Genomic DNA, 20,652 nt, shown 5'->3' with positions numbered 1-20,652 from the left:
CTTAACGCTGACGCTGGTGACGACGTACAAGTCGTTGCTGGGCGCGGGATCGGGAAGCATCACGCTGCTGTGTTTGATTCACCGCCCGTGCATTGTCCTGCATAGCCTGCAAATAACCGGCAATTCTTTTCACGGTGGTTAAGCGAAATAGCTCAGCAATAGGTACCGTAACCTTAAAAATCTCCTCAATACGGCGATGCAACAGCACGATCTGGATTGAGCCGCCCCCCGCTTCAAAAAAGTTGTCATTCAGTCCGATCTGTTCTCGTTGTAGTACCTCGCACCAGAGAGCGGCCACCTGCTGTTCATAGGGCGAGGCGTGCGCGAGGGCCCTCGACTTCTGTGATGTAGATTGCGACATACGTTGGATAACCTCTTGAACCATTGCCGCCTGATCAATTTTGCCGTTGCCTGTCATCGGCAGCACCTTGAGAAGAAAGAAATGTTGGGGCAGCAGGTAATACGGCAACTGCACGGCTAACTGAGCACGAACACGCGCTAACAGGGCGTCAGTATCGTCAGGATGCAGGTTTTCTGCGGCAGTGATAAAGGCATACAGCTGTCCCTGGTGGCACACCACGGCGGCACTCCCTACGCTGTCGAGCTGTTCAAGGTGGCTTTTGACTTCCCCCAGTTCGATACGGTAACCATTCACCTTCACTTGGGTATCGTTGCGCCCCAAAAAGGCGACTTGCCCGTCAGCAAAGTAGCGCCCGCGATCCCCAGTGCGGTAAATTCGCTCACCACTCGCTTCGCGCCAGACAAAGCTCGCCGCCGTTTTCTCTGCGTCGTTCAGGTAGCCTTGTGCCAGCCCCATCCCGCCAATGCAAATCTCTCCTTCCACCCCGACCGGACATTCCTCCAGTTGCGCATTTAGCACGTATACTGGCTGGTTGCGCAGGCCCCGACCGTAGGGAATACTGGTCCACGTCGATTCCACCTCACCTATCGGGTAGTAGACCGACCAGATGGCGCACTCGGTCGCTCCACCCAGACTGATGATGTCCATCGTTTCATTGAGCCGCTCGCGCATCTGCTCCGGTAACGTTAGCGGGATCCAGTCGCCGCTCAACAGTGCCAGACGCAACGTCGGATAACTCATCCGATCGCCGCTGTGGTATTCGCACAGCATCTGCATCAGTGCGGGCACTGCATTCCAGACGCTTACATGACCGTGTGCCATAACTGTCTGCCAATGACGCGGATCTTTTTCCCGTCCTGCTTCCGGCAGTACCAGCGCTGCACCCACCATAAAAGGCGCAAAGGCATCGTAAACCGACAGGTCAAAGCTCAATGATGACAGCCCGAACACCCTATCCTGCGCATTGAGGCCAAAGCGTTCGTTGATGTCTTCCAGCGTGTTCATGGCCGCACGGTGGTCGATCATCACTCCTTTCGGGGTACCGGTGGAGCCGGAAGTGAAAATGATATAGGCCAGATCCGTGACATCCCCAGCCACTTCAGGCAACGGCGCAGCAGGCGTGTCCAGCATTCCGTCGTCGATGATCAGCACGGGCAGCGACGGCTCCAATTGCGTGAGACCCGGCTGCGTTACTTGTACCCGCACCTCGCCCACCGTCAGCAAAAGCTGGCGACGCTGTGGCGGTAGCACCGGATCCACTGGCAGATAGACCGCACCCAGTCGTAAAATGCCGTGTACGGCGGCAATCTGCTGCCAGCCTTTTTCCATCACCACCGCCACGCGGTCGCCATGCTGCACGCCCAGCGCTAACAGGGCGCGGGCCACATGATCCGCCGCCGTCGACAGTTGGCGATAGGTCAATTCACGGATAGGACTGATCAGCGCAGTTTCCTGTGGCGTCAGTGCTGCCTGACGCAGTAATCCATGGTGCAACAAGGCCGTAGGTGCAGGAGCCTGCGTGACCGGTGCACTAACGGTGGGCAGCGCCAGAGAACTATTTACCCCCCACCAACTTTGCGGCATGGCAACCAGCGCCTGCAGCGCATGACAATAAGCACCAAACATCTGATCCAGCAGCGTGGTATCAAACAGTTGCTCGACCGCGTCCCAGTTGAAATGCAACTCCCCAGCCAACTCGATCACCTGGTGATCGAGCCACACCTGCGGTGTTTGGGTAATATTGGCGTCCGGACACAGAGTAAAACGGGTTGTGTCCCGAGGGTCTTGCGCAGTCGTCTCCCCGTCGATATCCAACATACTAGTGAATACCACCGGCATCGGCGCATGGAAACGACCGCTATGGATCAGCGCCTCGCTGGCGCGGATCCCACTGAAACGACGATGTTCGAGATCTTCCCACAGTTGCACCTGAATACGCTGAGCGTTGTGGGCATAAGAGTGCTGGCTGTCGTAACAAACATTCAGCAAGCTGACAGCGGTAAAATCACCAATAACTGCCTCTGCGTTGGGGTAACCCTGCGGGCGGTTGAACAACGTCAGATTGAGCGTAAACGTCGGGCTAAGGCTCCAACGTGCCAGCACTTGGCTAAAGACTGTCAACAACAATGCCGTCTTGGTGATACGTGTGCGTTGGGCCAGCGCGCTCAGCACTCCCCAGTTGTGGGCTGACAGCCGATGACGGCGACGTACGAACCTGATCGCAGACAGTTGCGCCAAATCGCCCTGTACGGGCAGCGTTGGTGGGCCATACAGCTGCGGCAGCGCCCGTTGCCAATAGGCCTGATCGCGTGCATAGGCTTCACTCGCCTGCTCTACCAACAGCGCCTGCACGTAGTCACGAAAAGAGAACGGTAGCAACGGCAGTGACACATGGGGCTCACGGTACAGCATCATCAACTCCTGCTGTAGCGTGCGCATACTCAGAGCATCGGCAATCAGCAGATCGAGACTGAAATGCAAGCGGCCATGTTGCGCCGTGCAAGCCGAATAACTGAAATCAAACAGCGGCCAACGATCTGCGGGATGCACATGATGCGACAGCCGATCGCGGATCGCCATCAAGGCATCGTTTCGTGCGTTAGGGGACAAAGCACTCAGATCGCGCTGCTCTAACTGATACGCCGGCACTTGCGCCAGAATCTGCTGAGTACCGTCGGGGAGTACCCGCGCACGTAGCATTTCATGGCGAGCGATCAGCGCATTCACCGCATGGGTAAAACGCGTAACATTAAAGTGTTCTACGTCAAATTCATGGTAGATGTGGGTCGCGATCGAGGTAGCACCCGTCTGTCGTCCAAGCCAGTAGGCGCGCTGAACATCCGTCAATGGGAACGGTTGATGACGATGCTCAGGGTCGTGCACTATCACCCAGTCATCCTGAGACGCGGCAGCGTCCGTGATAGATTGCTGTGCAATACGCGCACTCAGTGCCCGTAGTGTGGAGTAGTGGAAAATGTCCTTCAGGGTCAAGGCGCAGTGAAAAGTGCGGTTGATCTCTGCTACCAACGTTACCGCCAACAGCGAATGTCCCCCCAAGCGAAAGAAATCGCACTCAGGATCGACGTTTTTTATCGGCAAATAGCGCATCCACAGCGCCAGCAACATCTGTTCCGTGTCGCTCAGCGCTTGCGTCTGCGGCGACACAAGGGAGCTATCGGCAACGAAATTTTCCGCTAACCGCTTACGATCGATTTTACCGTTGTCAGTGTTCGGGAAGTCGGCCACCCTCTGCCACAGCGTTGGCACCATATAGTCTGGCAGTTGCTGCCGAAGCTCGTTTTTCAGTTGCTCGAATAGCGAGGGAGGCTCACTGGTGATGATGAATGCTGCCAGTGCTTTGTGTAACGGTGCTCTTTCAATACAGGCCACCACCGCGGCGTCCACATGCGGATGCCGTGCCAACGTCCGTTCAATTTCGCCTAACTCAATACGATAACCGCGCAGTTTGATCTGGCTATCTTTGCGCCCAACAAAAAACAACTGCCCCTGCGCATCACTCCTGACCAGATCGCCAGTGCGGAACATCCTGCCACCGGGGACCCCTGGTTCTGACAAGAAGAACTGTGCGTTCAACTCAGGCTGCCCATCATACCCTTGCGCCACACCATCCCCGGCGATGTAAAGCTCGCCGTCAACGCCTTGCGGCACTGGATGGCCCTCATTGTCCAGAATGTATATACGGGTATTGGCAATGGGAGCGCCGAGGGTGATGTTTTCCGCTTGGGTTATCTGCGATTTCAGCGACCAAATGGTTGTTTCGGTGGGACCGTAGAGGTTCCACAATGAACCACAACAGCGCAACAGTTCTTCCGCCACTTTCGTTGGCAGCGCTTCACCGCCTGCCAGCACACATAGTTCCGGGTCGCCACGCCAACCCGCCATCAACAGCCCGTGCCAGAACGAGGGCGTCGCCTGCATCAGCGTTGGTCGATAGTCGGCAATCAGCGGAATCATACGGAAGCTGTCTGCGGCGCGTTCCGCCTCTGTCAGATAGAGACTCGCACCGGAGATCAGCGGCAACAGATACTCCAAGAATGAGATATCAAATGTTGGCGTCGTCACCGAGAGCAGCCGGTCTTGCGAGCCAACCGCAAAGGTACGCTGCATATCCAACAACAAGTTCAGCAACCCGCGGTGAACAACGCACACGCCTTTAGGTTCACCGGTACTGCCGGAGGTAAACAACAGGTAGGCCTGCATATCCGGCAACAGCGCGCAAGGTGTAGAATACCGGATCGCATTCGACATGTCCTGCATCAATTCCGGCAACGACAGTTGTACAATTTCACCCCACTCTCCCGGCTGACGGACCACCAGACAGACCAAACGCGCGCGTTGCATAAGGCGTTGCAAACGCGCGGCAGGCTGATGAATATCGAACGGCACGTAGCACGCCCCCACAAACCACGTCGCCAACATGGTTGCAATCACATCCCTGTGACGTGGCAACAGCACGCCAATACGATCGCCCGGTTGTATGCCATGCGCTCGAAAACGCATCGCGATGAACTGCACACGCGCCCAGAGCTCAGCGTAGGTCAGTGTGCCGTCATGCTGCTGTATTGCCAGTTGCTTTGGGTGCTGCACACAGCGCTGTTCAATGATACGCAGCACATCCTGCGGCCCGAGCCACGGGACGTTAGTGGCGTTGAGCGGATCACGCCGCGGCGTTGCGGTCTCCGGTGCATGCAGAGGGATCGCCCCTATCGGGGTCTCCAGTGATGATGTCAACGATAAGCAGTGCTGACGCAGCGCCTCGGCAATCTGCTTCACCACATCAGCATCGTATAACCCCAAATCGTACTCAAAGGAGACGTCGAACGTGGCGTCGTTTTGGAACACCTCGACTGTCATGTCGTATTTGACGGTCTGATTGTGATACGTCACCTGCTCCCAATACGCACCAGCCAAGGTAAAAGCGCGTGGGGTCACGTGGTTATGGTAGATATAGAGGATCTGGAACAACGGTGAATGGGAAAGGCTGCGAGGGAGATCCAGCATATTCACCAAGTTTTCAAACGGCAGTTGCTGGCGCCCCTGCGTCTCTTTCACGCTGGCCTTCACACGCTGGAGCGCCTCGCGCCCTACCTCAACCCCATTAAAATCGGTGTAGATAACCGCAGTGCTGGCATAATAACCAATGCTACTCTGCAATTCCGGGCGAATGCGCCCCGATACTGGCATGCCTATCACCAATCGCTGTTGCTGAGCGTAACGCATCAGCACCAGTTGGAAGGCAGTCAGCATCAGCACGAACGGCGTTGTTTCCTGCGTGCGGGCTACGTGTTTCAACGCGAGGCTTAATGTTTCATCCAGGGTGATGCTGAACCGGGAACCATGTGTAGAGGGTTGTGCCGGGCGCGGGTGCAGCGATGGAAATGTCGACAGCAGAGGCGCGTCTTGCAAACGCGCACGCCAGTAGGCAAGTTCGTTCGCCAGCAAGGTATCCTGGAACCATTCGCGCTGCCAGAAGGCATAATCGGCATATTGCAGCGGCGGCGGAGGCAGCGACGTTTCATTACCAGCATGCAATCGAGCATACTGCTGCTGTAACTCATCGAACAATAGCCGTAACGAGATACCGTCGATGATGATATGGTGCGCGCAAAACACCAAATGACAACCTTGATCGGGTTGAATAATCTGAGTTACCCCCCACAGAGGACCGCGTGCCAGATCGAACCGGGTGTTTATCACCTGCTGAATTACCGCATCTAGCGCTGAAGTTGGGGCCTGCGCTGCCAGCGTGACCGTATCGAGAACTAACGAAGACGCATCATCTATCACCTGGCAAGGCCGATCGTTACGTACTATGATACGGGTACGCAAGATGGCGTGGCGTGCTTGCACATGGCGCAATGCCTCCGTGAGCATCGGCATATCCACCACGCCATGCAAACGATACACCACATAAAGGTTGTAGTTAGTGGCGGTACTGTCGTATTTTTGCAAAAACCACAACCGCTCCTGATTAAACGACAGCGGGATTGCCTGCGCCGGATCCGCTTTGATGATGGGAATGCGGCTGGGCGACACGCCTGATTGCGCCAACTGTCGTAATAGCTTTTCCTTTTTTTCCGCCGGTAACATTCGCGCCAATGCGGCATGATGTATCGTCATGACCGTCCTTTCCTTTTCGCTGTGTTAAATACTTTTGCCAACGTCACTCATTAATCATGTCGTTAACTAGCACGGCAAGTGCGGACCCTCCATCATCCTGCTGCTCCTGCTCGACCAACTGCGCTAACGCGCGCACGCTGGCATCCTCCATCACGTCGAAAAAGGAAAGAGTGACGGCGAACCGTTCCTGTACCTGCGCCAGCAACATGCCCAGCATCAATGAATGTCCGCCAGCTTCGAAGAAGTTGTCGTCAATGCCCAAGCCGTCAATTCCCAGCAATGCTTCACAAATCGCCACTAAGCCGCGCTGCGTTTTGCTCTCTGGAGCCGCGTAAGGCACCGAAAACGCCGGACGCGGCTGACGGCGCACCGACGGTTCGCTAGGGATGACACTTCCCGCGTCCGCCACCGGCGTTACGGCGCTCCTCTGTTCTTCTGGACTGTCGACCCAGTAACGGATTTTGTCAAAGGCGTAGGTCGGTAGAGAGACACGGCGCGGTTGCTCACCTGCAAACGCAGACAAATCGATGTTATGCCCTCGCACCCAAAGCGCTGCCACGGTATCTAAGATATGTTTGTGCTCATCGCTGCTGCGGGCACCTGCTGGCAGCGAGCTGAACGCGAGACGATCACCTAATGCATGACCGTTGGTCAGCTGGGTCAGGGTGGCACCTGGCCCGATTTCCAGAAAATCGACATCAAATGTAGCTTGCGCCTCTTGCAGTGCAGCGGAGAACTGCACAGGCATCAGCATCTGTTCAATCCAGTAGTCCGGTGTGGTGAGAGTGTCGGCACTGACGTGCGCGCCGGTTACGGTAGAGATGATGGTGAGCGTCGGCGGGTTCAGTCGTACATTCTCAAATGCCTGACGTAGCGCCTGCGCCGCATCTTGCATCATGCTAGAGTGGAAGGCATGAGAGGTATGCAATCGTTTGTTGATGATGTTCTGCTCCGTCAGACGCTGGCTGACGGCGAGGATCTCCGACGTAGGCCCGGCGATAACCGAATAGTCAGGGGCGTTAACAGCGGCAATCGCCAGCGGGGCGGTAATCAGTGCGCGAATCTGTGCTTCGGGCAGCGCCACCATCAACATGGCACCGCTTGGTGCCTGATGCATCAGCTCTGCTCGACGCGCCACCAAGCGCAACGCATCCTCTAAAGAGAACACGCCTGCCAACGTCGCTGCCACCCATTCGCCCAGCGAATGACCAATCATTACCGTTGGCGTGATTCCCCAACTGAGCCACAATTGGGCTAAGGCATACTCGACGCTGAACAGCAGCGGTTGTGTGAGGCAGGTTTGCGCAAGGCGTTCGCCTTGGGCTAACGAGACTTCTGCTCTGAACAACTCATGGCGGATATCCAGTTGGTATTCACGCTCGAGTAACGTCGCGCAACGGTCGAAGGCATCGGCGTAGGCCGGCCAAACCTGATAGAGCTGATGGCCCATGCGCTGATATTGGCTACCCTGCCCGGAAAACAACAGCCCCAGCCCGAGCTGTGTCTGCGCTACACCACGAGCAAACGGCGCTGTCGCGGCCTGCTGCAACAGCGTCCCGGCAGCATGTAGATCTCTGGTTACGAGCGCGGCGCGATGTGCGAAGGCTTTACGTCCCTGTGAGAGTGTCCACGCCAGATCCCGCCTATCCGGCAGCGATTCATGTTGCAGAAAATCGGCAAAACGCGCCAGCCCCGAGGATAAGGCACTGTCGGTCTTGGCAGAAAACGGCAAAATACTGTAGGCAGGTACAGGCGCTCGCGCTTGCAAGTCAACGGCTGGCGCTTGTTCCAGCACAACATGGGCATTGGTGCCGCCCATGCCAAGCGAGGTGACGCCCGCGCGACGGATGCCGCTTTCCGGTTGCCACGGTTGACAGGTAGTGTTGATGTAAAACGGACTATTGGTCAGATCGATCTGTGCATTGGGCCGTTCAAAGTGCAATGTTGCGGGAATTATTCCCTGCTGCACTGCCAGCGCGGTTTTTATCAACCCTGCGACGCCCGCTGCCGTATCCAAATGGCCGATATTGGTTTTTACCGACCCCAGCGCACAGTACTGCTTTTGTGACGCGCCCGCAAAGGCTTGGCTTAGCGCAGAAAACTCAACCGGATCGCCCAAACGCGTACCGGTACCGTGGGCTTCCACATAAGTGATATCCTGCGGTGTCAAACCTGCCAACCGCTGTGCCTGAGCAATGGCGCGCGCTTGGGCATCCACGCTCGGCGCGGTATAACTGATCTTCTCCGAACCGTCGTTGTTGACGGCAAATCCTTTGATGACCGCATAGATGTTATCGCCATCACGCAGCGCTTCATCAACACGCTTTAACACCACCAGCCCCGCGCCGGTGCCGGGCACAAATCCGCTGCTGTTATCGGAAAACGCCCGACAGTGGCCATCGGCGGCGGTGATCCCACCTTCCTGCGACAAGTAGCCGGTTTTTGCTGGTGGCCCCAGCGTTACTCCGCCAGCAATCGCCATGTCACACTGCCAAGTCAACAGACTTTGGCATGCCACGCACACCGCCACCAAGGATGTCGATGAGGAAGTCTGCACCGTGATCGCCGGGCCGCGCAGGTTGAGGTGATAGGCGATGGTAGTAGTGATACTGTCTTTGTCGTTACCAATGGCCGCCTGCAAACTGCCAGAAGAGAAAACGCGTTTAAAGTGCGGCATCAAGTTCAGCATCAAATAGGAATCCATGCTTTTGCCAGCAAAAATACCCACATCCCCCGGATAATCGGCAGCCACATAGCCCGCATCTTCGAAGGCTGCCCACGCGGTTTCCAACAGGACACGGTGCTGAGGATCCATCAGCTCCGCCTCTCGGGGTGCGATACCGAAGAAAGCAGCATCAAATTTATCGATGTCAGCTACCTCCCCTTTGGCCTTGACGTAATCTGGGTGCTGAACAAATTCAGGACTGATTCCCATCGCCAGCAGTTCCTCATCGCTGTAAAAGGAAATGCACTCTCGGCTTGCCAGAAGATTTTCCCAAAACGCCTGTACCGTATCGGCTTGAGGGAAACGCCCCGCCATCCCAATGATAGCTATACCAAAATCATTCTCTGCCATGTTGCTTTCCCCCTATATTCAGGTTTATCACGCGTTTCATTCAGTGGAATCAGTGATGACTGTCGGTTGTGGCTGCCCAGCGCGTGTGACCAAAGGCCAAACGCTGCTTCGCCGCACGCAGTTGTGTCTGATCTCCTGTGGTCCCTTGCGCTGCGTCCGGGGCCAGCAGAAATTCCGCCAAGCGTTTGATGGTAGTGAAGCGCAGCAGGTCAACCAACGCCACGTGCTGACCGCACTGCTGCCCGATGTATTGCTGCATCTGTACTAGCAGAAGTGAGTGTCCACCGAGATCGAAGAAATTTGTGGTGGTGCCGACACGCTCCAGGCCAAGCAACTGCTGCCAGATCTCCGCCAGACGCTGTTCCAGTTCGGTTGCCGGAGGGACATACTCGCCCGGCCCTTCCAACTGCCGCAGATCGACCAGCGGCAGGCACTGGGGATCGATTTTGCCGTTTACACCTAGCGGCATGGCGCTCAGCGGCACGTAGAGCAACGGCAGCATATGCAACGGAAGCCGCAGGCTGAGCCATACGCGCAATTGCTGAGCATCCAGCGCAACGCCGTTGACGCTGCAATAGAAGGCCACTAGTAGCGGCGTTGCCGCCGCATTGCGTCGCACATCGACCCACGCATCAGCAATATCCGGATGCTGTTTCAGTAGGCTTTCGATGTCGCCCAGTTCAACTCGGTATCCACGGATCTGCACTTGGCGATCTTGTCTGCCGAGATAGAACAACATCCCGTCGGTTGCCCAACGAGCACGATCGCCAGTTTTCAGCACCCGAACGCCAGGGTATTCCGGCAACTCGACAAAGCGCTCGGGATCCTGTCGTGCATCAAGGTAGCCGGGCGAAATGCCCAGACCAGAGAAACAGAGTTCTCCACAGGCACCTGGCGGTACCAAACGATTATATGCATCCACCACATAAGCTTGGGTGTTCTGAATCGGGCGGCCAATGGGCAATGCTCCCGTTTCTTGCTCCCTACGCTTTGCGACAGGAAAGTAGGTCGAGCAGATACCGCTTTCGGTCAGGCCATAACCGTTAACCACTGCCATGTGCGGCAGAAGCGGCGCTATCTGCTCATACTCTAACGCTTCACCACCGCACAGAAACAAGCGCAGCGATCCCATCGACTGAGCCAGCACAGAGAGGCTGGCAGAAAGCGATGGGGTGGTGCTCAGGATAGTCACCCGCTGAGATGCCAGCAGCGCAATGAGCGCATCACTATCCAAACTCTGCGCTTTTTGCGCCAATACTAAGGTACCGCCAGCGGCGAGCAGCGGCAGTACCTCCCCGACAAAGCTAGCAGACGCGACTGAGGTAATGGGTAGCAGAACATCCTGATGCGTCACTTGATAGCTGGATATAAAGGATGCGGTTAAGTTGACCAGATTACGTTGGCTGAGTCGGACGCCTTTGGGCTGCCCGGTAGTACCGGAGGTAAAGATCACCACCGCATCGCAATCTAAAGCATCTGGCGCAACACTAACTGGCAGGTTCGGTATTTCTGTCAGCAGGCTACGCCAGTCAGGCACTAGCACCCAAGGTATCGTCAGCCCATGAGGGGATTCCAGCGGTTGCGCCACCAGCAGCATGCACGGCGTTGCCTGCGCCAAGATCAGGGCATTGCGGGCCGCTGGCGCGTTACCATCCAGCGGCACATAGCTCGCCCCCAAAGAGAGGATCGCCAATTGTGCGATAATCAATTCGAAACAAAAAGGCAGTTGCAGTGCGACAGATTCTCCGCGTTTTACGCCTTGCGCACGCAGCCAAGTACACATCTGCATCGTGGCCTGTTGCAATTCGCCATAGGTCATGGCGTCGTCAGCGTGGCGCAAAGCCACCTGTGTAGGGCGCTGCTGGCAGTGCGGTAACACTAGCGCCAGCAGGTTATCTACGGGCGGCAGAGCAACTTCAGTGGCGTTGTGCCGCGCCAGCCAAGCGTGCTCTCGAGGGGTGAAACGAATCAAATCGCGGACTAACTGCGTGGGTTGGCTGCTGGCCTCATCTAGCAGTTCTCTCCACTGCGCCACCAGGTGCTGAATACGATCCGCACTGTATAACCCAGCGTCGTATTCGAAAGTGCCGGTGATGCGCCCATCGATATGCTGCATACTTAGCGAAATATCCACCTGAGATGCACTGGTATCCAACAATAATGGTGTAACGTTGACACCGTTTAGTGTCGGGCTCGCCAGAGGCATATTGTCGAGTTGGAACATGCACTGATATATTGGGAAATGTCCGGCGCTGCGATCCACATTCACTGCGCGCACTATGTCGGTAAATTCGAGACGCTGGTGCCTGAAAGCGGCAAACAGAATACCTCTGATCGTCTGTACTAACTCGGAAAACGATGCCGCTTCGTCAAGAGGTAAGCGCAGCGGTAGTACGTTGACCAGCGGCGCGATCATATGCTCCTGTTCTTTCGTCAGCCGCGCAGCAATCGGCATACCGACGATGTATTCCTGTTGACGCGCATTACGATGCAGCAGGAGGACGAAGGCGGTCAGCAGATAGTTATACAACGACACGCGCTGCGCACGCGCCGCCGCCAACACTCGCTCGCATGTGTTGGCAGACAATGCGAAGGCAACAAACGCGCCTTGGTAACGTGCCACCTTCTGACGCGGTTGATCGGTGGGGATATCAAGAATCGGCAACGTCCCCGCCAGGGTATTTTGCCAGTAACGCATCGCGTCCTGATAGGCGTCACTCTGACGCCACTCTTCTTGGTACTCCATGTAGTCGGCATACTCCAACAACGGTTCTGGCGTCAGCGATTCACCGTTATATGCGGCCTGCAATTCGCGTAACAAAACGCCTTTCGACCAGCCATCACTGATGATGTGGTGCAGATGAATCAACAATACGCTACGATCGTCATCGAGCGTCAACAGTTCAAACCGGCACAGCGGTGTGCCTGACGTTAAGGGCATGGGGTGTGCCGCACGCTGGTTGATCATCGCCTGTAGCGCGTTATCATCACTCACCGAGGGGAGTGGCACTATGGTCAGCAACGCCTGCGACGATACGCACTGAGGCACCGCCAATACTGGTTGTCCATTGTGGGTTTCCGCCATAGCACGTAACAGAGTATGCCGACTCATCAATTGACGAATCGCGCCGTCCATCCGCGTGCGATCCAGTTCTCCTTCAAGCAGCAAGGCGGTGGGGTTATTGTATAGTGCAGTATGCGGCGCCAATTGTTGCATAAACCACATCGACGATTGAGCCGATGACAACGGTAGGTAGCGCACGGCGGGAGTTTCACGTAAATCGACGCGACTGGCTGAGTACGCCCGCGCCAAGTCGAGCAACGTTTTACGACAGCACTTGCCATTGTCGGAGAGTGGTAACTCTGACATTGCCAACAAACGGTTCGGCAGCATGTAGGCAGGCAAGTTTTTGGACAGTGCGTCCATTAAGGCCGCCAAATTGAGCGGCACGCTACTGACGACAAAAGCGTAAATCAACTGATTGTCGGGATCATCCTGATCCGCCACCACGACTGCCTGCTGTACCCCCGGGAAACGCATCGCATGGGCTTCGATTTCTCCCAATTCAACGCGCAACCCTCTAATTTTAATCTGAAAATCATTACGGCCAATGTAATGAATTTGTTGGCTTTCCCCGTCGCGCCACACCAGATCTCCAGTTTTATACAGCCGCTCCGGTTTCCCTAAATGGCGCAAAGTTGGATGTATAGTAAAACAGCGATCAGTTAACGCCACGTTGTTGAGATAGCCACGTGCCAGCCCGATACCAGCGAGATACAGTTCGCCCTCTTCGCCGTCTGCTACCGGATTACCATGGTCATCCAGCACATAGAGTCGGCAACCGTCAATCGCTTGACCGATAGGGATATCGTCGTAGTCGTACCCGCGCAGGCAGCGGTGATGACTGACATCGATTGCTGCTTCGGTCGGGCCATAGAGATTTATAAGATCACCCTGCGCCACCGATTGATAAAAGCGAGCCACACTGTGGACCGTGAGTTTCTCACCGCTGGAAAACACTAATCGCAATGAGGCGGTCAAACGAGGATCCTGTTTCATCTCCAGATACTCGACAAACAGGTTCAGCATCGAAGGGACAAAGTGCACAACCGACACGCGGTGACGCTGAATCAGTCGAGCCAAGGTTCGCGGATCGCTCTCCAGTCCGGACGGTAACAGCACTACAGATGCGCCGTACATCGCCCACCAGAACATCTCCCAGACAGAGACGTCAAAGGTGTACACCGTCTTCTGAAACAGCACGTCCTGAGAACTGATAGGATAAGCGTTCTGCATCCAGACAATTCGGTTTAGCAGCGCTGCATGTTCCGTCGCCACCCCTTTAGGGACACCGGTGGAACCGGAGGTGTAAATAATATACGCCAGTTGCCGCGCATGTGGTCGGTAACGCAGATCCGTCGTTGGCATGGCACTGACCGCCGCGCTGTCGATTTCGACGCGAGGAATCGGCCAGCGATCACCATCGTCAGTACCGATCAGACAAACAGCGCCGCTGTTGCTCAGTATATTTTCAATGCGGCTACGCGGTGCATTGTACGCCAGCGGTAAATAGGCACCACCAGCTTTTACAATAGCGAAAATGGCAATCAGCATTGCCATGCCGCGCGGCAGGCGGATAGCTACCACACGATCCTCGCCGATCCCCAGCCCACGCAGATAATGCGCCAGTTGGTTAGAGCGTGCATTAAGATCGTGATAGCTCAGCGCCGCGTCCCCCATCAATACAGCGGCTTTTTCCCCATATTCTCCGGCGATACGATACAAATAGTCGACTATCGTTTGGTCGTCGGTAGGCAACTGTCTCATAATCCCTTGCTGTTCCATAACTCTGGCCTTCAAAGCGAGATAAGTACGTAAAATGGCGTGACGGGTTACGCCTGTCCGCCGTTGTCGGAAGCCAACCGCGCGTGGCAGGCGTCGATTTCTGCCTGACTACTGCCTTTGAGTTGAAATCCCTGTTCAAGAAGCTCATGCAAAAAAGCAATGTCCTCTTCGCTGGATGTGCCGCGCTGCTCAATCTGCTGGATGCGCTCAAAAAAACGACTGAGCAATTCTTTCAATTGCGCACTGGCAGCCACATCGGCGGCGCGGTGATGGCGTGTGGCTGTCAGGGCGTTAGTGAGCAGCGTGATGCGTTGGCGGCGCACGGCTTCCGGATCGGTCTTCACCGCCATGTTATCCCCCAGCACCAATGCTAGTTGCGCACGATCATGACGATTGTCAAATGCGTAAACTGGTGCTGGATAGCGATTCTCCAGCAGCAGGTTTTTCAGCACACTTTGCGGACCGATCTCTATCGCGATCGGTGACAAGTGTCCTGTCAGGTAGGTGAGAGAGCGCTGCCACTGCACTGGCTGAGAGAGCTGTTGTTCTAGCCACTGGACTGGCGTGACCGTATCGGGATAGGGTTGAGCGTTGACATTGGAGATCACTGGGCAGCACGGACGTCGCCATTCGCAGCGATCCAGCGCCTTGCGCAATTGCTGTCCGCAAGGTTTCAATAGTGGGCTGTGGTAAGGAACACCACCAATCAGCGGCACTACTTCGACTTGGCGATCATGATCCAGCAGGTATTGCTCGGCGGCGATAATGGCCGAGTTTTGTCCGGATAACATAAACTGTTGCGGCGAATTGAAGCAGGCAATACCGACCTGCTGTCGGGTTTCACGCTCCGCCACCTCGCACGCCGCTGCCACCAGTGCCTGATTCCCTTGCTTGATGATGGTGGTACTCGCGTCCATTTCGCGGGCGATCTCACTGGCTAAACGGCTACGCATCGCCACCAGCGCCAGTGCTTGGGAAAAGCTCAGCGCACCACTACAGGTCAGCGCAGCATATTCGCCCAAACTATGACCCAACATATAACGTAGGTTGACATGGACACCGGTTTGCGCCAAAAACTGCTGCCACGCGACAAAGTGGGCCACGCTGGTGGTATAGATAGCCAGCGCCATTGCCGTCGGCTCAGCAAGTTGTACCAAAGTACCCGACAGGCACAGCGCTGCCATGTCCCGTTCCGTGATCTGGCTAGCTTCATCAAACAGAGTACGCACCTGCGGATAACGCTCATACAGCCACCGTGCCATGCCTACATATTGCGAACCGGAGCCAGGGAACATCAGTGCGACATCCTTCGTCATGCTTCACTCCCCATCATGTAATTCATCGCAATTTGGATTTCATGAATTTGCGATGTCCCTTCGATGATTTCCATGATTTTGGCGTCGCGGTAGTAACGTTCGACGGCATAATCGGCATGGCAACCATTCGCACCGAGCAGTTGCACCGCCTTCCCGGCCACGTCCACCGCAGCTTTGGAAGCGACATACTTCGCCATCAGGATTTGGTTTATCATGGCCGGGTGCAGCGTTTCGCGGTATTCCGCCGCGCTGAAGCACATTAGTTGCGCACTGCGCGTTTGGGTCAGCATTGTGGCAAACAAGTGCTGAACAATGCCATGAGAAAATAACCGCCGCTTGAACTGTTTACGCTGGCGGATGTAGCGCGCTGCCACATCCACAGCGGCCCGACATAATCCTAGGCTGCCACAAGCGGTGGTGAACCGCCCTTCATTGAGCGCAAAATTCACCGCCAGCGGTACCCCAGGGGTGAGCGGACCGAGCAATGCATCCTCCTTCAGGCGGCAGTCATTAAAATGCAGCTCTGCCAACATATTGCCGCGTAACCCCAACATGTCGTTGAGTGGAGTGATAGTAAAGCCGTCGGTATTGCGATCGATAAGCACTGTCGCTAATTGATTACCACAGTGGATTAAAACAATAAAAAAATCAGCAATCTGCCCTAGCGTGATCCATTTCTTTTTCCCGTTCAGCCGCCAACCGTCGCCATCCTGCTGTAATTCTGTTTCCACGTTCACTAAGTCACTGCCGATATTCGGCTCTGTGAGGGCAATCGCGCCGATCAATTCCCCCGTTGCCAGCTTTGGCAAATAATGGGCTTTTTGCGCTGCGCTGCCCACGCGTTGCAGCAGCGTGCTGACCATGCCAGTCACTGTTATGAGATTTTCTAACGAACCGTGAACCCCAGCCATCACTTCATGCAAAGCGCACAGTTGATAAGAATCGTAACCTCGTCCGCCATATTTTTGGGGGATTGACGCACCTAAGTACCCGGCCTGCGCCACGCAAGAAATAATGTCTGGCACAATAAACTGCTGACGTTCAATATTCTGTGCAGCCAGGGCGAGATGTTGTTTGGCAAACAGGACTGCCTCTTGCTGAGCCAGCTCATAATTTTCAGTGCACATAGTTTACTCCAGGCCTGTTTGTCGCTGAATGAGCTCCACTATTTTATTGACGGTAGCAATCTGTTCTGTTTTCAACTCACTCACTTCCAGCTCAACCTGAAAATTTTTTTCTATAAACAGTATGATTTGCACAGTAAATAACGAATGGACAAGCCCGAGAGAAAAAATATCGTCATCATCGTTCAACGTATGCCCACGTAATGAGCGTGAAAGAAATTCCCGAATGGCGGCTTTCATATCTTGCTTTTTCATATTCATATCCCTATCTGGTTAACCCAGAATCACTGCTCGGCGTACGTCTGTTGATAGCGATAAAACCCCTGCCCTGATTTCACGCCCAAATACCCTGCATCGACCATTTTCTTTAATAAAAAGCTGGGGCGATACTTATCATCATTAAAACTTTCATATAGCACCTGCAACGATTGCAAAATCGTATCCAAGCCAATCAAATCGGCAGTTTGTAGTGGCCCCATCTTGTGCCCGAAGCAGGTTTTAAACAACGTATCGATATCCTCAGCACGGGCGATCTGCTCCTGCACCATAAATATGGCTTCGTTAACAAAAATCATCATGGCACGATTAGTGACAAAGCCCGGAGAATCATTGACCACGATGCCGGTTTTATTCAACTGAGCAAATAAGTGGTGAAATATGTTCAGTGTACGCTCTGCAGTATGTACACCACGGATTAATTCGACGGTGTGCATCAGCGGTACCGGGTTCATAAAATGGACGCCGACTACATTCTCCGGATGTCGCATTAATTTTGACAACGCAGTGATAGATATGGCGGACGTATTAACACCAAACACTGTCGACGCGCCGCAGATCGTATTCATCCGTGTGTATAGTGCATTTTTTTTCTCTATATCCTCAGTAATATTCTCAATCACCAAATCACATTCTACAATGTCGTCCAACTCAGTTGTGAAACGGATATTTTCCATTATCTCCGCTGTGCTATGCGTCTTTTTTTTATGCTGCGGGTGAAAATTATATAAGCGTAAGTTCGCTTCGATCATCTGTCGGCATTTATCCAACTGAGATTGAGAAATATCCACAACGTTAGTTGATATGCCGTATTGCGCCATGTTATGAGCGACGCCAGTTCCCATTACTCCTGCACCTATTACCGCCACGTTCATCATTGAGCTCCTTTACTGACAGGCTATTTCGAGGTTGTCTTCGCCCCCCAGTTGCGCCGCGATATGCGCGTAGATATTGCGCGGATTGGGGTTTTCCATCAGGGTCAAAAGATCGATATGTACGTTGAAATCGCGTTCTAAACGGGAGGTCAATTGCGTCACCAGCAGCGAATGCCCGCCTAATTCAAAAAAGTCGTCGTCCACCCCGACCGGCGATATTTCCAGCAACAGTTCCATCAGACCTGTGATATACTGCATACCCCGCGAGTGTGCGGCTACGAAAGGTACGCTTAACACGGGACGTGCCTGATAAGGGTGGTGCGTTTCGGGTCCTGCTTCGGGTTGGGTCTCCACACTACCCATTACCCGTCCAGGCAATGGGTAGTGGTTGTGTGCGAAGGGATATGCTGATGCGCTCCCGCGTTGCGGCAGCGGAGTGCCGTACCACACGGCCCAATCCACATTGATACCTGCACACCACAGTTGCGCCACGTAGCGCAATACATCAACGTCTTCTCTTATTTCCGGCGGCAGCCTAACCCAGTTGATACTGTGAACGCCCTCCCCCAGTTCTCGGGTATCTGCCAACAGCGCTTCACTCCAAAACCCTCTGTCGTTACGCTGTGCATCGGTGATGGGATTTCCTTGCCAAGCCAGCACGTAGCCGGGGATAGGTTCATGGCGCTCAGGAAGCCAGAGATGAAGCGCCTTTTGCTCCATTTCCCACAGCAAATGCAACACGTCTTGCGTCGCAATCATGCCACTGGCTGCAGCGGCAGGCAAAAGGCCTGTTCCAGCACCCGACAGCAGTGTTAATGTCGGTAGCAGGTTCATCCAGGTTTTTAGCGCGGCGATAGTCTGGCAGCCTCTGATTAGCAGGCTGCTGTTCGCTTGTGCCGCCCACGTTTCAGCGTGGCAATAAGCGGGTGGAATATTCATGCCGTCGAGTAATGCCGTCAGAGCAGTCGCTTCGCGTTGATAATGTGCCGAATGCGCCAGCCACTGTGCGTAAGTACAATCGTTCGTAGTACGTAGATCTGGACAGTGTAGGCCCCAAGGAGCGTCGGGCATTAGGTTATCCAGCGATGCCAGCATCGCTTGCGTACCATCGTTTTCCACTTGTATCACTCGGCGGCAATCAAACACGGGGCGCGCCACTTGTTGTGTGTAGGCTAGCGTTGACGCATCAAGGGTAGCCAGCAACGGGGTAAGCTGTTGCGTCAGCTCATCCAACTGCTCGAAAGACGGCGCGGAGAGAGGGATAAACACCGGTGCTCGCACTTGGTCATGGTCATCGCGCACCGCAGGATTCAGCCCTTCCAAAATCATATGCACATTAGTACCGCCAATGCCAAAAGAACTGACGCCAGCGCGGGGCGGCATCCGCGATGCGGGCCACTCCTGCGGCTGTATCGGGATATAAAACGGTGAATGCGCCAGATCCAGCTTCGAGTTAGGCATTTGATAGTTGGCGAGCGGCGGAATGGTCCGGTGATGAAGTACCAGCGCCGTCTTGATTAACCCAGCCACGCCCGCCGCCGCGTGGGTGTGGCCAATATTCGCCTTTACAGCCCCTAGTGCACAGTATTGGCGGTGTGAAGTATCGAACGCCTCCGTCAACGCAGCGAACTCGATAGGATCGCCAATACGGGTGCCGGTACCGTGGGTTTCAACGTAGCCGATGCTTTCTGGGCTTACTTCTGCCAGATGACAGGCCGCACAAATGACCGCCTTCTGTCCCTCATGACCAGGCGCGACAAAACCGATTTTTTGTTTACCGTCATTGTTGACCGCGCTACCCCGGATCACCGCATAGATGCGATCGCCCGCTGCCAGAGCATCTTCCAAACGCCGAAGCACAACCACACCCGCGCCATCGCCAAACAGGGTGCCAGAAGCCTGACTGTCAAAAGGACGGCAGTGGCCATCGGTGGAGTGGATCATGCCCTGTTGACAGAAGTAGCCTGACTTCTGCGGTAAATCGATAGTAATTCCACCCGCCAACGCCAGATCACATTCGCCAAACAACAAGCTGCGGCAAGCGATATGCGTTGCACTCAGAGAAGTCGAACAACTGGTGTAGAGACTATACACCGGACCGTTGAGATTGAGACTGTAGGCAATGAGATGTGCGAGCAGATCCTTATGACCATAGATGCCAGACTCAAAACGATTCAGCGCATCGCCGCCAATCTGTGACAGCGAACGCCGTAGCCAATCCACATCTTCTGACGCCCCCACGAATACCCCGGTGATCAGATCGCTGGTACGTTGGGCATAGCCTGCATCTTCCAGCGCATGGTAGGCAACTTCATGTAATACGCGGGATTTCGGATCCAGAGTCTGCGCCTCTTTGTGACTGTAACCGAAAAATGCAGCATCAAAGTCGCATATGCCCTCGATATAGGGCTTGGCCCGTACATAGGCCGGGTTGTCCAGAGTACTCTGTTCGACGCCTTCGGCCAGCAACTCCTCCTCGCTAAAGAAGGTGACGCACTCTTTACCCTGAACGATGTTATGCCAGAATTCGTGTAACGTCCGGGACTGCGGGAAACGGACCGCCATACCAATAATGGCGATTTCCATGCCGTTCATTTCGCTTGCGTATTCCATAAACTTCATTACCTTTCTTCAGGG

At 54.9% G+C, this 20,652-nt stretch carries 8 protein-coding genes; all 8 read right to left on the bottom strand.

The window, feature by feature from the left end:
* Window position 1 precedes the first annotated feature (1 nt).
* Genes clbJ through clbC form a run of 8 tightly spaced genes read right to left on the bottom strand, consistent with a single transcriptional unit; the run spans window position 2 to window position 20,628 of the window.
* On the bottom strand, window positions 2-6,502 hold the full coding sequence (clbJ, locus tag HBM92_RS09370) for a colibactin non-ribosomal peptide synthetase ClbJ (protein ID WP_001468003.1): 6,501 nt from the start codon (window positions 6,500-6,502) through the stop codon (window positions 2-4).
* Window positions 6,503-6,545: 43 nt separating this feature from the next.
* A complete protein-coding gene (gene clbI, locus HBM92_RS09365; protein ID WP_000829570.1) occupies window positions 6,546-9,578 on the bottom strand; it encodes a colibactin polyketide synthase ClbI in 3,033 nt (1,010 codons plus the stop codon).
* A gap of 49 nt (window positions 9,579-9,627) precedes the next feature.
* On the bottom strand, window positions 9,628-14,424 hold the full coding sequence (gene clbH, locus HBM92_RS09360) for a colibactin non-ribosomal peptide synthetase ClbH (RefSeq protein ID WP_001304254.1): 4,797 nt from the start codon (window positions 14,422-14,424) through the stop codon (window positions 9,628-9,630).
* A 47-nt stretch (window positions 14,425-14,471) separates the two neighbouring features.
* On the bottom strand, window positions 14,472-15,740 hold the full coding sequence (gene clbG / locus HBM92_RS09355) for a colibactin biosynthesis acyltransferase ClbG (protein WP_000159201.1): 1,269 nt from the start codon (window positions 15,738-15,740) through the stop codon (window positions 14,472-14,474).
* Window positions 15,737-16,867, bottom strand: coding sequence for a colibactin biosynthesis dehydrogenase ClbF (gene clbF / locus HBM92_RS09350; RefSeq protein WP_000337350.1), 1,131 nt, complete (start codon window positions 16,865-16,867; stop codon window positions 15,737-15,739). The genes clbG and clbF overlap by 4 nt, the downstream gene beginning before the upstream one ends.
* Window positions 16,868-16,870: 3 nt before the next feature.
* Window positions 16,871-17,119 (bottom strand): colibactin biosynthesis aminomalonyl-acyl carrier protein ClbE, encoded by a 249-nt coding sequence (gene clbE / locus HBM92_RS09345; protein WP_001297917.1) that lies wholly within the window; start codon window positions 17,117-17,119, stop codon window positions 16,871-16,873.
* A gap of 29 nt (window positions 17,120-17,148) precedes the next feature.
* Entirely contained in the window at window positions 17,149-18,018 is an 870-nt protein-coding gene (gene clbD / locus HBM92_RS09340; protein WP_000982270.1) for a colibactin biosynthesis dehydrogenase ClbD, read from the bottom strand.
* 9 nt (window positions 18,019-18,027) lie between these two features.
* On the bottom strand, window positions 18,028-20,628 hold the full coding sequence (gene clbC / locus HBM92_RS09335) for a colibactin polyketide synthase ClbC (RefSeq protein WP_001297908.1): 2,601 nt from the start codon (window positions 20,626-20,628) through the stop codon (window positions 18,028-18,030).
* Between the last annotated feature and the right edge of the window lie 24 nt (window positions 20,629-20,652).

The sequence above is a fragment of the Escherichia sp. E.sYA108 genome, assembly GCF_011754335.1.
Lineage (GTDB): Bacteria > Pseudomonadota > Gammaproteobacteria > Enterobacterales > Enterobacteriaceae > Escherichia > Escherichia coli.
This window is presented reverse-complemented; position numbering and strand designations above follow the sequence as displayed.